The 12818-nt window shown below is 66.3% G+C and carries 14 protein-coding genes; 9 read left to right on the top strand and 5 right to left on the bottom strand.

The window, feature by feature from the left end; all coding sequences use genetic code 11:
• The first annotated feature begins 104 nt into the window (after nucleotides 1-104).
• From NOCYR_RS03450 to NOCYR_RS03420, 7 genes are all read left to right on the top strand, one after another.
• A complete protein-coding gene (locus NOCYR_RS03450) occupies nucleotides 105-1433 on the top strand; it encodes a sensor histidine kinase (protein ID WP_231856022.1) in 1329 nt (442 codons plus the stop codon).
• Between the two features lie 129 nt (nucleotides 1434-1562).
• Nucleotides 1563-1904 carry a WXG100 family type VII secretion target gene (locus NOCYR_RS03445; protein ID WP_048832732.1) on the top strand — a complete coding sequence of 114 codons (342 nt, stop codon included), beginning with the start codon at nucleotides 1563-1565 and terminating at the stop codon, nucleotides 1902-1904.
• A complete protein-coding gene (locus NOCYR_RS03440; protein WP_014348964.1) occupies nucleotides 1901-2206 on the top strand; it encodes a WXG100 family type VII secretion target in 306 nt (101 codons plus the stop codon). The genes NOCYR_RS03445 and NOCYR_RS03440 overlap by 4 nt, the downstream gene beginning before the upstream one ends.
• Nucleotides 2203-3516, top strand: a complete 1314-nt coding sequence (locus NOCYR_RS03435) for a hypothetical protein (RefSeq protein ID WP_014348963.1) — start codon at nucleotides 2203-2205, stop codon at nucleotides 3514-3516. The genes NOCYR_RS03440 and NOCYR_RS03435 overlap by 4 nt, the downstream gene beginning before the upstream one ends.
• Before the next feature lie 5 nt (nucleotides 3517-3521).
• Entirely contained in the window at nucleotides 3522-3962 is a 441-nt protein-coding gene (locus NOCYR_RS03430; RefSeq protein WP_048832731.1) for a hypothetical protein, read from the top strand.
• A gap of 349 nt (nucleotides 3963-4311) precedes the next feature.
• Complete coding sequence (locus tag NOCYR_RS29015; protein ID WP_014348962.1) at nucleotides 4312-4689, top strand: DUF6188 family protein; 378 nt, start codon at nucleotides 4312-4314, stop codon at nucleotides 4687-4689.
• A gap of 322 nt (nucleotides 4690-5011) precedes the next feature.
• Complete coding sequence (locus tag NOCYR_RS03420; protein WP_014348961.1) at nucleotides 5012-6028, top strand: membrane protein; 1017 nt, start codon at nucleotides 5012-5014, stop codon at nucleotides 6026-6028.
• A gap of 4 nt (nucleotides 6029-6032) precedes the next feature.
• Here the strand turns inward: NOCYR_RS03420 and NOCYR_RS03415 are convergent, their stop codons facing one another.
• Nucleotides 6033-7049 (bottom strand): RNA polymerase subunit sigma-70, encoded by a 1017-nt coding sequence (locus tag NOCYR_RS03415; RefSeq protein WP_014348960.1) that lies wholly within the window; start codon nucleotides 7047-7049, stop codon nucleotides 6033-6035.
• A gap of 112 nt (nucleotides 7050-7161) precedes the next feature.
• On the opposite strand from NOCYR_RS03415, the gene NOCYR_RS03410 reads away from it, so the two are divergent.
• Nucleotides 7162-7539 carry a nuclear transport factor 2 family protein gene (locus NOCYR_RS03410; protein ID WP_014348959.1) on the top strand — a complete coding sequence of 126 codons (378 nt, stop codon included), beginning with the start codon at nucleotides 7162-7164 and terminating at the stop codon, nucleotides 7537-7539.
• Between the two features lie 63 nt (nucleotides 7540-7602).
• Here the strand turns inward: NOCYR_RS03410 and NOCYR_RS03405 are convergent, their stop codons facing one another.
• The 4 genes from NOCYR_RS03405 to pdxH form a co-directional block, all read right to left on the bottom strand.
• The gene (locus NOCYR_RS03405; RefSeq protein WP_014348958.1) at nucleotides 7603-7962 is read right to left on the bottom strand and encodes an FKBP-type peptidyl-prolyl cis-trans isomerase; all 360 of its coding nucleotides are present in this window, start codon (nucleotides 7960-7962) and stop codon (nucleotides 7603-7605) included.
• 27 nt (nucleotides 7963-7989) lie between these two features.
• Nucleotides 7990-9291, bottom strand: coding sequence for a citrate synthase (locus NOCYR_RS03400; protein WP_014348957.1), 1302 nt, complete (start codon nucleotides 9289-9291; stop codon nucleotides 7990-7992).
• A gap of 159 nt (nucleotides 9292-9450) precedes the next feature.
• Nucleotides 9451-10737 carry an MFS transporter gene (locus NOCYR_RS03395; protein ID WP_048832727.1) on the bottom strand — a complete coding sequence of 429 codons (1287 nt, stop codon included), beginning with the start codon at nucleotides 10735-10737 and terminating at the stop codon, nucleotides 9451-9453.
• 70 nt (nucleotides 10738-10807) lie between these two features.
• Nucleotides 10808-11527, bottom strand: coding sequence for a pyridoxamine 5'-phosphate oxidase (gene pdxH, locus NOCYR_RS03390; RefSeq protein WP_014348955.1), 720 nt, complete (start codon nucleotides 11525-11527; stop codon nucleotides 10808-10810).
• 112 nt (nucleotides 11528-11639) lie between these two features.
• On the opposite strand from pdxH, the gene NOCYR_RS03385 reads away from it, so the two are divergent.
• Nucleotides 11640-12767, top strand: a complete 1128-nt coding sequence (locus NOCYR_RS03385; protein ID WP_014348954.1) for a citrate synthase 2 — start codon at nucleotides 11640-11642, stop codon at nucleotides 12765-12767.
• The last annotated feature ends 51 nt before the right edge of the window (nucleotides 12768-12818 follow it).

Here is a 12818-nt window from a genome sequence, read left to right as displayed (position 1 = left end):
TTGTGAGCGCCGGGTCGCCGGAAACTCCTGGTGCGGGCTCGCCACCGGGCGGTAGTGACCCGTCCGATCGTGGCGCGTCTTCGCGTCGACGCCGGGCCTACTCGTTGCGCACCAGGGTGGCGGGAGCGGCGGCGGCGGGTGCGATTCTCATCATCACGATTCTGAGCGTCATCACGTTGCAGGCGATCGAGCGCGTGAACGTCGAGCAGACCGATCAGCAGCTCACTCTGGCGTCGCGGTTGGTGTTGATCGATCCGGTGATCGCGGTCGGGCTGGTCAACTTGATCGGGCCGAACGAGAATCTGGCGCTCACCGTCCGAGACAGCGGTGAACTCACCGCGACCACCGCCATCGAATTGCCCAATCTGCCAACGGGTTCGCACACCGTCACCGTGGACGGCGCGTCCTATCGCGTGCTCACCACGACCGAGAACCAGCAGGCCGGCCGGACCGTCTCGCTGGGTATCCCCAATGCCGACGCCGCCCGCGCCACCGCCGAGCAGCAGCGGTGGGTGCTGGCCGGCGGATTGGTGGCCATCGCCGCGGCGGCCGGGTTGGGCTGGCTGTTCGGTGGACGGGCCGTGCGGCCGATCGTCGACCTCACCCGTCAGGTGGGGGCGCGTAGCGGCTACCGCGATCCAGAACATCCGCCGCAGCCGGTGGACGGTTCCGGTGTGCTCGAGGCCGAGCAACTCGCCCAAGCGGTGAACACCATGCTGTCGCGAGTCGACCAGGCCCAGGGCGAAACCGCCGCCGCCCTGGAAACCGCCCGCGATTTCGCCGCGGTGTCCGCCCACGAACTGCGCACCCCGCTCACCGCCATGCGCACCGACCTGGAGGTGTTGCGCACCCTCGACCTGGACGAGGCCCAGCGCGCCGAAATCCTCGACGACCTGCATCGCAGCCAGGGCCGCGTGGAAGCCACCCTGTCCGCGCTGGAACGGCTGGCCTCCGGCGACCTCACCCACGAACGCGACCACGTCGACACCGACGTCGGCGACCTGTGCGACCAGGCCGCCCACGACGCCATGCGCCACTTCCCCGGCCTGACCGTCCGCATCGACACCGACGCCGAACTGGTCACCCGCGGCCTCCCCGCCGGCCTGCGCCTGGCCGTCGACAACGCGTTGGCCAACTCCGTCAAACACGGCGGCGCCACCGAAGCCCTAGTCTCCGCCCACCGCGCCCCCGCCGGCCACATCATCGTCACCATCGACGACAACGGCCGCGGCATCCCCGAAGCCGAACGCCAAGCCGTCTTCGACCGCTTCTACCGCGGCTCCCAAGCCACCAAAGGTGGATCGGGGCTGGGCTTGGCATTGGTCGCCCAGCAAGCCCAATTACACGGCGGCCGCGCATATTTCGACAACGGAACTCTCGGCGGGGTCCGATTGGTTCTCGACCTTCCAGCTCGGCCGGGTGGAGCCGGATAGCACATAATCGCAATGGCGGCAGGTCTCCGAGCTTCACCTCGTTTACACCGACCGAAGCGGCTCTGACTGCGAACGATCGGCCCAAACGGATGTGGACCTCCGCTGCTGCCGGCATGTATCGTTCGGGCCGTGAGTACGGGGGAGAATCCGGCATCCGCCGAAACCATCATGGTTGTGCCCGAGCAGGTGCGTGCGGTCGGCCAGTATGTCTACGGAGTGGCTGACGCACTGCGGTCAGCATTGGAGTCTGCGGCTCGGGACGTGGATTCGCTGACCGACGGGGGTTGGCGGGGCGGGGCGGCCACCCAGTTCACCGAGGGCTGGACCGAACTACGCGACGGCGGTGTGCAGATCATTGCGGCGCTGACGGGGATGGCCGAAAAGCTGGGTGTGACGGCCGATAACTATCAGGCGAGCGACGAAGGCACTGCGGCCGCGGTCACGCAGTCGAGCTTGAACATCGTGTCATGAGTACCGAGTTCGAAGTCAATCTCACCGAACTGGAGAATCTGGTCGCCCGGTTGGCCGGCCTGGCCGGTTTCATCGCCGATCATCTCGATGACATTGATGACAAAGTTGCCGGGCTCCAGGGCACAGGATGGGAAGGCCTAGCGGCTCAGGCATACGCCGACGCGCACCGGCAATGGGCCGTCGGCGCACGCGAATTCGCAGAAGGCATTCTGGATATGAGCGAGGCCGCGAAGACCGCGCACGGCCGGTACACGCGGGCGATCGCCGCAAATTCTCGAATCCTGTCGAGTGGGCAAGCATGAACGACACGTTGCGTGTCGACTGGCAGACCTTCTATGAGGCAGCGGCACGGTGTCATGAGCTCGCACAAGACCTGCGAGCCGCCGACAAGCCAGTACACGACGCAGTAAAGGGTGAATGTGCTGGTATGGCCGGAGATGCACCCGGCTGTAAACAGTGGGGCGAGAAGTACGATCAGGTCGCCCTCGACACGATGCAGACCTGCACTCACCTCGCTGATGCGCTCACGAATTTCGGCTATTCGCTATACGCCATCGGCTATCACTACGGACAAGAGCCTGGTGGGATACGCGCGCCACAACCAACGATTCATGCGATGTCTGAGCATAGAGTCTCAATTCCGACGTCGACCGCGGACAACGGACACGGGATCAAACGCGACGACTCCGTCGGTGTCGAAGAACTCTTCGACGCGGTGCTGTCCAAGGTAGGCGAAGAGTTCGGCAAGCTACCCAACGGCGACACCGACAAGCTCGACAAAGCATCCTCAGTCTGGAAGACCTTCGCCGAACACGAAGCCATTACCGGCGCGGCCGCCCGAATCCAATCGATTAGATCCCTGTTTGACGACACCGTCGACCCAGAAAATCTCCCCAAGATCCACGCTTATCTCGACACGCTGCACGGCGGTGCCACTCAACTCGCGGCCGCCACAAGCAGCATCGCGGCACCGGTCACGGAATTCCACACGGGAACAGTCGATGTCCGCGCTGCTTTCGAATCGGCTTTGAAGACTGCGCTTGTCGCGATCACCGCGACCCTGGTCGTCGCGGCCGCATCGGCCTGGTTCACCTTCGGCGCAAGCCTCGCCGCCGCCGGCGGAACAGTCACCGTCGTCGCCGCGGACGCCGCCGTCGCCATCGGCACCGCTTACAGAGCCAGCAAACTGTTTCAGGCCATCGGATTGACAGCCGCTGCCGCGGGCGGCGCCGTCACAGCAGGCAAGGTGGGTGCGTTCGACGACGTGCCCTCCCTCGGCACGGTAATCGGTGGGCTCGCCGGGATCATCGCGATGAAGGTTTTCATCGACGATGACCTCCCTGACGACATCCCGGACGATCAAGCCGGCGATCATGACTTCGAGGGGACAGGGTTCTCACGAGAAGAGATTGCAGAACTTGCCCGCGGCCACGCCGGAGATGACCACCCAACGATGCGTAGGCCAAGCCTTCGGGAGATCGAGGAAGCCCTCGAAAAGGGAACAACCTCGCCAGGTAAAGGAAACTCAGTTCGCTACGATTACAATGGCGTAAGAGTGATTGTTAATCGCGACATGCCTTGGAGGAGCACGACCTACTACCCAGAAAGGTAATCGCAATGATCATCACTCCGAAAGATCTTTCCGACAACTTCGACGAAGAGGACCTTCGTCAGATCGAAGTCAACAAGTATCGTCTCGGATCAACCGAGGTGACAATTCTCGATCTCGCGGCGTCCTGGGCGGCACATGTTGAAAAAATTGACACGGACCGCCCCAAGTCGATGATGGACCGCACTGCGTGGGGCGGCTACGACCTGCTGGCCGCCATGTCGATGCGAAGCTCCTTCGAAAATTGCCTCCACGCCTTCTCGGGACCGATTGTGAGTCGACTGATGGATACGATCAAGCCGTTTGACGATAGGTTTCGATCGATAACCGTTCCAGACACAAAGGGACTCGTACAATCATTTGCCGATGAAGATACCTCTGCACGCCCCTGGTGGTGGCATCGAATCCCCGACTCCGGGCCGATACTCGAAGAGTTGTTACGGCAGTAGCTGCGGGAAGTTGCTCTGCAGTTGTTCGGGGCCCAACCGCCGGGTGGGGACTACAGTTCCTGGGAGCCATGGCCTGTATCGATTGATGAAGCAATCGATCGAATTACCCATGGCTACAACGGAGTTCCCGGTTACCTTCAGATCGACGATGATGCCATCGGTTCGAATGAGGCGTTCCGGGCCGATCTCATTGTCGTCGGCGAACAGAGGTTGAGAGAACTCGGCAATCCGTATGAGAGTTATGGCGATCCGTGGCGTGGAACCCCGCGGGAGACGTGCCGATGAACGCCCGCTGCGCCGTTTCAATCAAGCCTACCTTGCGCGGAGCCAGAGCGGATACTAAGGGTTTATGAGGACACCAGTATCCGGCATGAGAGTGTCCTGCGTGACCATCGGTTACACGGTTACCGCATGGCTAGGCGAATCGTTCGAATACGAACTGCAGATCGAGTGTGATCTCGAGATCGCGGACGGATCTCAACCGGCAAACCAGGTTGAGTACGAGCGCTACCAGGAACACCGCGAGCAGATCCAAACCTTGGTCGGTGCAGTGGTCGAGACTGCCACCATCGATAGCTCGGGCTCGTTGGAGCTGGGACTGGATACGGGCGTGAGCGTCCGCGTGCTTCCGGACATGGAATACGAGGCGTGGAGTCTCGTCGGTCCACGGGGGTACCGTGTCGTATGCCTGCCGGGTGGGCAGCTGGCAATCTGGTCGGCCCGATAGTCACAGCGGGCGGCAGCAAGTTCTGGAAGTCGCAGTTTTTCTCAACGCATACCATCGTCCACATAGCGTTCGGGAGTCGGCCGAGTGCATCCAGGGGAACCGCGGCAGCCCTTACCGAATCCTCAGAGAATCACCCACTGGCGCGCCATAACTGGGCTCTAGCCTCTCCCGGGTGATCAACAAACGGGCCCGGTGGGCACTTGTCGTTGCTGTTGTTGTCGGGGCCGGGGCTGTGGGTGGGTTCGCTGCCTGTGCTCGGTCGTCAGCAGCGCCGAGCGGGATCGCTCTGGTCAATGCCGATTCCGGGCCGACGGGTGAGCAGGTGGTGCAGGCGGTTCAGCAGGTCGGTGGTTATGAGTGGGCCACGGTGGCGCCGGGGGAAGCGGACGGCGGCGACTATGCGGCCGTGATCACGTTGCCGGCTGATCTGACGGAATCGATGGGGACGTTGGTGGGGGCGCAGCCGCGGCGGGCGCAGGTGACGGTGGCGGCGAATTCCCAGGCCGATGACGAAGTTGTGGACGGGGCTGTTGCGGTGGTGCGGCAGCATATCGGGGCGGTGGGGGTGGAGGCGGCGTTGTCGGCTATGGCGGCGGCGCGGACGCAGATGACGAGTGTGCAGTTCAGTGCGCAGTTGTTGAACGCGGGGGTGAATGCGGCGGCTGCGGGAGCGGATCAGTTCACGGCGGGGGCCGATCAGTTGCTGGGGTTCTTGGATATGGCCAAGAATGGTTCGGCGCAGTTGACTTCGGCGATCGAGCTGTTGAACAACACCGTCGACGGGGCCGCGGCGCAGGCCGAACAGCTGGCGGCGGCGCTGGATTCCACGAATCTGACCATCGCCCAGGTACAGCAGACGGCGAACACGATGAGTTCTGGACTCGATCAGATCCTGCCGCTGCTGCGGGGGCTGCCGTTCGCCGGAGATCCGCAGGTGGCCGACGTGATCAACAAGTTGCAGGCGCTGCGCGATGTGTCGGGGCAGGCGGGGGCGCAACTCACCGGCCTCGGCACGCTAACCGGGGCCGCCGTCGATCCGAACACCGATCTGGGCACCCTGCTGCGCACCGTGGTGGCCCGATTGACCGGTGCGAGCGATCAATTGGCTCAGGGCGCCCAGCTCGCCGAATCGCTGCCGCAGCTCGCCGAACAGGGCGGCGCCCAGCTGCTGGCCGCCATCGGCATGATCGAGACCGGCATCGGGCAGCTGCAGGGCATCGTCACCAACCTCAACACCCAGACCGGCAAGGCCCTCGCGGCGCTGCCGCAGCGAGGCAAGGCGCAGCATTCGGCGGTGGCGCTCGCCCTCACCGATCCGGTGGAGATCGTGCGGGAATGAGCGATCAGGCAGGTGAATCGTTCTCGGCCGGCAGCCGATCCGGCATTCCGAAACGCGGATAGAGATCGTAGAGGTGGAACCGGGTGAGCGCGGAAATCCGCTCCCCCGAACAGGTCAGCACGATCAGCCCGGCCGGTGACGCGGACGACCCGTCCGGATCATCGAGGTAGGTCGCGAAGGCCGGCTGGGTATTGGCGCTCGTCGCCCACAGGTGCGCCCGCCGGTCGCCGCGGTAACCGAACGAGGCGCGCAGGAACTCGGCGATGGCGGACCGCCCGTGGTACTCGTGCGGTGCGGGCGGCATGGTGAGCCAGGCGTCGTCGGTCAGCAGGGCAACGACACCGTCCACATCACCCGCCAGGTAGGCCTCCGCGAAACGTTGTGCGAGCGACTGTTCGGTGGACGAGCCCGGACGCGTCCGCTCCAGGCTGCCGCGCTCGCGGTGCAGGGTGGCTCGCGCGCGTTGCAGCGTGCCCTTCACCACCGTCGGAGTGCTGTCGAGCAGTTCGGCGACCTCGGCGGTCGGGAACCCGAGCACATCGCGCAGCACGACCGTCGCGGTATGCAGGGGTGGAAGTCGTTGCAGCGCGGCGACGAAGCCGAGCTCGACCGTCGCCCGAGCCTCATGCTTCTCCTCCGGCCCCGGCGCCGGATCGGCCACCCCGGCGAGCACGTCGTCGGGGACCGGTTGCAGCCAGGTGATCGAATCCCGGCGCGTCGGTTCGGGCGGACGAAACGGCGGCACCGGTTCCGGCGGACGCCGCCGCGCCGCCCGCAGCACGTTGAGACACCGATTGGTCGCGATCCGATACAGCCAGGTCCGCACCGACGACCGCTGCTCGAAATCCGGCAGCCCCCGCCAGGCCGCGAGCAGCGTCTCCTGAAGGGTGTCCTCGGCCTCGGTCAGCGAGCCGAGCATGCGGTAGCAGTGCACCAGCAGTTCCCTGCGGTACGGCTCGGTCAGCTCCTGGAATGCCCGCTCGTCACCGGCGCGGGCCCGTTCGAGGACGGTCTGCTCCACCCGGCCATCGTGCCATCCGAATGGATTCGCCCGCCGCGTTCCGTTCGCCGGCGCCGCGGTGTCAGAACTGGTGAGGGCGGCAGCGAGCGGCCCACCGACCCGGAAGGACATCATGACCACCAGCCCTGCCTTGCAGACCGCGTTGGATTACCACCGCGCCTGGACCGGCCACGACTTCGACCGTGCCATCACCTACCTGGCCGACGACCTCGTCTGCGAGGCGCCGTCCGGGCAGATCACCGGTCTGGCCGAGTTCCGCGGCTTCATGGAACCGTTCAGCCAGATCATGACCAGCTCGCAGCTGCTCGCCGCGTTCGGCGACGACGACACCGCGATGCTGATGTACGACACCACCACCATCCCGGTGCCGCACGCACCGGGCGCCGAGCTCTACACCGTCGCCGACGGCCGGATCACCCATATCCGGATCATCTTCGACCGCGCCCCGTTCGACGCCGCCCAGGCGGCCGCCGCGAATCCCGCGTCCTGACCTGCCCGGAACACGACCGCGGCCCGCACTCGAGGAGTACGGGCCGCGGTCGGAAGCCGGGACTTACTTGACGTCCAGCAGGTCGATCACGAAGACCAGGGTCTTACCGGAGAGCTTGTGGCCCGCACCGGCGGGGCCGTAGGCCAGCTCCGGCGGGATGGTGAGCTGACGACGGCCGCCGACCTTCATGCCGGGGATGCCGTCCTGCCAGCCCTGGATCAGGCCGCGCAGCGGGAAGGTGAGCGATTCGCCGCGGTTCCACGACGAATCGAACTCCTCGCCGGTGTCGAATTCGACGCCCACGTAGTGCACCTCGACGGTGCCACCGGGCACCGCTTCCGCGCCGTCACCGACGGTGATGTCCTTGATGACGAGCTCGGTGGGCGCGGGGCCCGCCTGGAATTCGATCTCCGGCTTGCTCATTCGCATATCCCCTTCGATATGTGTGTTCTAGCGGTTGGTGATCTCGTTGTAGTCGCGCGCACCGTAACCGGTGTAGATCTGGCGCGGGCGGCCGATCTTGAGCGGCTCGCTGTGCATTTCACGCCAGTGCGCGATCCAGCCCGGGAGCCGGCCCATCGCGAACAGCACAGTGAACATGCGGGTCGGGAAGCCCATGGCCTTGTAGATGACGCCGGTGTAGAAGTCGACGTTCGGGTACAGCCTGCGCTCGACGAAGTAGTCGTCGGTGAGGGCGGCCTCTTCCAGCGCCTTGGCGATGTCGAACAGCTCGTCGTCGCCGCCGAGCTTGGCCAGGATGGCGTCGGCGTGCTTCTTGGCGATGGCCGCGCGCGGGTCGTAGTTGCGGTAGACGCGGTGCCCGAAGCCCATGAGCTTCACGCCGTCTTCCTTGTTCTTGACCTTGCGGATGAACTCCTTGACATCGCCGCCCTGGGCCTTGATGTCGTCGAGCATTTCCAGCACGGCCTGGTTGGCGCCGCCGTGCAGCGGGCCCCACAGCGCGTTGATGCCACCGGAGACGGAGGTGAACAGGTTGGCGTCGGAGGAGCCGACCAGGCGCACGGTGGAGGTGGAGCAGTTCTGCTCGTGATCGGCGTGCAGGATCAGCAGCATGTCCAGCGCGGCGGCGATCTCCGGGTCGACCTCGTAGGGCTCGGCCGGGAAGCCGAAGGTCATCCGCAGGAAGTTCTCCACCAGGCTCAGCGAGTTGTCCGGGTAGAGGAACGGCTGGCCGACCGACTTCTTGTACGAGTACGCCGCGATGGTGGGCAGCTTGGCCAGCAGGCGGATGGTGGACAGCTCGACCTGCTCGGGGTCACGCGGGTCCAGCGAGTCCTGGTAGTAGGCCGACAGCGCGTTGACCGCCGACGACAGCACCGGCATCGGGTGCGCGTTGCGCGGGAAGCCGTCGAAGAACCGCTTGAGATCCTCGTGCAGCAGGGTGTGGCGGCGGATCTTGTCGGTGAACGACTCGAGCTGGGCCTGGGTCGGTAGCTCGCCGTAGATGAGCAGGTAGCTGACCTCGATGAAGGTCGAGCGCTCGGCCAGCTGGTCGATCGGGTACCCGCGGTAGCGCAGGATGCCCGCCTCGCCGTCGATGTAGGTGATGGCCGACTTGGTGGAGGCGGTGTTGACGAAGCCGGGGTCGTAGGTGGTGTATCCCGTGCTCGCCAGCAGCTTGCCCAGATCGATACCGTCGTTGCCCTCGGAGGCGTCGGCGATCGTCATCGGGTACTCGCCGCCGGGGTACGTCAGCACCGGCTTGGCGTCGTTGATGTGATTCTCGGGCACGGAAGGATCCCTCTCAGGCTATGACCGTCGGCACCGGGTGCGGTCGGCACGGCGGTGCGCTTGACCATGACGCTAGTCGCTGCTTCGCCGGGCTCGGGCAGGAGGGTGCCCACCGCACGATCTCACAAACGTACCGGCGAGCGGTGAGGTGCGGGGTATTCAAGCGAGCACCGGTTTCGGCTCTGACCGGCCCACCCGGTATCGCACGAAGGCCGGGAAAGCCAGCGCCGCGAGCACCACACCGACCACCACCAGCACTCCACCGCCCGCGGCGGCCACGGCGGTACCCAGGCTCGCGGCGGCAAAACCGTGCGCAACATCACCGATTCGCGGGCCGCCCGCGACCACGACGATGAACACTCCTTGCAGCCTGCCACGCATTTCGTCGGTCGCCACGGTCTGCAACATCGTCATCCGCAGCGCGGCCGAGACCATGTCCACCGCACCGCCGAAGGCCGAGCAGGCCAGCGCGATCCACAGCCCGGCGGCGACGCCGAGACCGCGCCCGGTGAACCCGACCGCGACCCCGAAGCCGACCATGGCAAGCCCCCATAACGCGATACAGACGATCACCGCGAGGCCTTGTCTGCGCACCCGCGGAATCCACCCGGAGAACACGCCACCGAGCACCGCACCCACCGACATCGACGCGAACAACAGCCCGAGCGCGACGCCGCCGGTGGCCGGATCACCGAAGGTCTCGTGCGCGATCTGCGGGAACAGCGCCCGCGGCATGCCGAAGACCATGGCGATGATGTCGACGGCGAAGGAGGCGAGCAGGATCCGCTGGGTGGCCAGGTAGGCGAAGCCGTCGAACACCGTGCGTAGACCCGCGCGCCGCACCGATCCGGTCGGCGGCAGCGACGGCAGTCGCCACACCGCCCACAGCGTGACCAGCAGCGCGATGGCGTCGATCAGGTACAGCGTGGACAACCCGATCAGCGGGATGAGCGCGCCCGCGAGCACCGGCCCGGCGATGGCGCCGAACTGGGTGACCGTCATCGACAGCGAATTGGCCGCGGCGAGTTGGCTTTCCGGCAGCAGTCTGGGAATGGTGGCGCTGCGGGTGGGCTGGTTGACGGCGAAGAAGGCCTGTTGCACGGCGAACAGGCCGAGCACCAGCCACACATTCCCGGCGCCGGTCGCGGCCTGGATCCAGAAGGCGAGGGCGGTGAGTCCGGTGCCGGTATTAGTGATCAGCAGCAGGGTGCGCCGATCCATCACGTCGGCGAGGGCACCGCCCCAGAGCCCGAACACGATCAGCGGCACCAACCCGAACAGCCCGGCCAGCCCGACATAGCCGGAACTGCCGGTGAGCTGGAAGATCTGCGTCGGCACCGCGACGACCGAGAGTTGCGCGCCGATGGTGGTGACGATGCCGGAGGTCCACAGCCTGCGATAGTCCGGATCGCGTAGTGGCCTGGTGTCGGCGAGCAGTCTCACCAGCCGCAGATTATGCGAGCCGGACCCGATCGGGCCAGACCTTATTCATCACATCATTGGATGGATTCGGGGATCAGGGCTGCAAGCGCTGGACCGTCATCGTGTCGCCGTCGACGTTCACCCGGATGCGGTTGTGCAGACGCCCCTGCCGCCCCTGCCAGAACTCGACCTCGTCCGGCCGCAATAGATATCCGCCCCAGTGCGGTGGCACCGGAATCTCGTCGACGCCGGCGAATCGCGCCGTGGTCTCGGCCAGCGCGCGATCGAGTTCGGCGCGCGAGGCGATCGGCCGGGACTGATGCGAGGCCCACGCACTGAGTTGAGAATCACGCGGACGCGAGCGCCAGTAGACGGCGGTGGTCTCGGCCGAGACCCGCTGCACCGGACCGCGCACATGCACCTGCCGGCCCAGCGCAGGCCAGACGAAGGTGGCCGCCGCGAACGGGACCGCGGCCAATTGCGTGCCCTTCGCCGAGTCGTAATTGGTGTAGAAAGTCACACCTTCGGGCGAGAGCCCCTTGCACAGCACCGTGCGCGCGACCGGACGCGGCGTGCCGTCGGCGGTGAGCGCCACGGTGGCCAGCACCATGGCGTTGGGTTCGGCGATCCCGACGGCGGTGGCCTGCTCGATCCAGTGCCGTAGCAACGGTTCCCAGCCGCCGGCCAGCCAGTTTTCGTCCAGATCGGCATCGCGGGCGCCGGTACCGGGTGCGCCTTCGCTGTCGAAAGGCCCGCCGCCGTACTCGACGCGCATGGCGGCGAGATCCGGGTAGGAATTGTCCAGGTCACGCATGGGGCAGACGTTACTCCGCAGTAGCCAGGGGCTAAGGTTTTGGTGATCGGCATGTGCCGCGACCACCGTGCACCGCGAGCCATGCGACCCGACGTGCAAGGAGAGTCACCACATGACTACCAGCCCCGCGGTTCCCCCGGATTTCGTCAGCGGTCTCGAGGGTGTCGTCGCGTTCACCACCGATATCGCCGAACCCGACAAGGACGGCGGCGCACTGCGCTACCGCGGGGTGGATATCGAAGATCTGGTCGCCAACCGGGTGACCTTCGGTGACGCCTGGGCGCTGCTGGTCGACGGTGAGTTCGGCCGTGGCCTGCCGCCCGCCGAACCGTTCCCGCTGCCGGTGCACACCGGCGACGTCCGCGTCGACGTGCAGGCCGGCCTGGCCATGCTCGCCCCGATCTGGGGCTACGAGCCGCTGCTCGACATCGACGACGAGACCGCGCGGGAGAACCTGGCCCGCGCCTCGGTGATGGCGCTGTCGTATGTGGCGCAGTCCGCGCGCGGCATCTACCAGCCCGCGGTGCCGCAGCAGAAGATCGACGAATGCACCACCGTCACCGAGCGGTTCATGACTCGCTGGAAGGGTGACCCGGATCCGCGGCACACCGAGGCCATCGACGCCTACTGGGTCTCGGCCGCCGAGCACGGCATGAACGCCTCCACCTTCACCGCCCGCGTCATCGCCTCCACCGGCGCGGACGTGGCCGCCTCGCTGTCCGGCGCGATCGGCGCCATGTCGGGTCCGCTGCACGGCGGCGCCCCGGCACGCGTGCTGCCGATGATCGAAGAGGTCGAGCGCACCGGCGATGCCCGCGCGCTGGTCAAGGGCATCCTCGACCGCAAGGAGAAGCTGATGGGCTTCGGCCACCGGGTCTACCGGGCCGAGGACCCACGTGCCCGGGTGCTGCGCAGCACCGCCGAGCGGCTGAACGCCCCGCGTTTCGAGGTGGCCGCCGCGCTGGAGCAGGCCGCGCTGGCCGAGCTGCGCGAACGTCGCCCGGATCGCGCCATCGAGACCAATGTGGAGTTCTGGGCCGCGGTCATCCTCGACTTCGCCGAGGTGCCCGCGCACATGATGCCCGCCATGTTCACCTGCGGCCGGACCGCGGGCTGGTGTGCGCACATCCTGGAGCAGAAGCAGCTGGGCAAGCTGGTGCGCCCGGCCGCCATCTACACCGGGCCGGGGCCGCGTAAGCCCGAAGAGGTCGCGGGCTGGGCGTCGATCGCGCACAGCTGATTCCGCCGGGTTGCGGCTTGTGTCGCTACCCGACCACTGCGGCCTCGCCGG

Source organism: Nocardia cyriacigeorgica GUH-2 (assembly GCF_000284035.1).
Lineage (GTDB): Bacteria > Actinomycetota > Actinomycetes > Mycobacteriales > Mycobacteriaceae > Nocardia > Nocardia cyriacigeorgica_B.
Note: the sequence above shows the minus strand (reverse complement) of the source record. Positions and strands in the feature narration are given on the sequence as shown.

Coding starts and splice junctions, on each gene's coding strand:
- NOCYR_RS03440 (WP_014348964.1), top strand. CDS start 1,901: ATGAGTACCGAGTTCGAAGTCAATCTCACCGAACTGGAGAATCTGGTC.
- NOCYR_RS03435 (WP_014348963.1), top strand. CDS start 2,203: ATGAACGACACGTTGCGTGTCGACTGGCAGACCTTCTATGAGGCAGCG.
- NOCYR_RS03430 (WP_048832731.1), top strand. CDS start 3,522: ATGATCATCACTCCGAAAGATCTTTCCGACAACTTCGACGAAGAGGAC.
- NOCYR_RS29015 (WP_014348962.1), top strand. CDS start 4,312: ATGAGGACACCAGTATCCGGCATGAGAGTGTCCTGCGTGACCATCGGT.
- NOCYR_RS03410 (WP_014348959.1), top strand. CDS start 7,162: ATGACCACCAGCCCTGCCTTGCAGACCGCGTTGGATTACCACCGCGCC.
- NOCYR_RS03405 (WP_014348958.1), bottom strand. CDS start 7,962: ATGAGCAAGCCGGAGATCGAATTCCAGGCGGGCCCCGCGCCCACCGAG.
- pdxH (WP_014348955.1), bottom strand. CDS start 11,527: ATGCGTGACCTGGACAATTCCTACCCGGATCTCGCCGCCATGCGCGTC.
- NOCYR_RS03385 (WP_014348954.1), top strand. CDS start 11,640: ATGACTACCAGCCCCGCGGTTCCCCCGGATTTCGTCAGCGGTCTCGAG.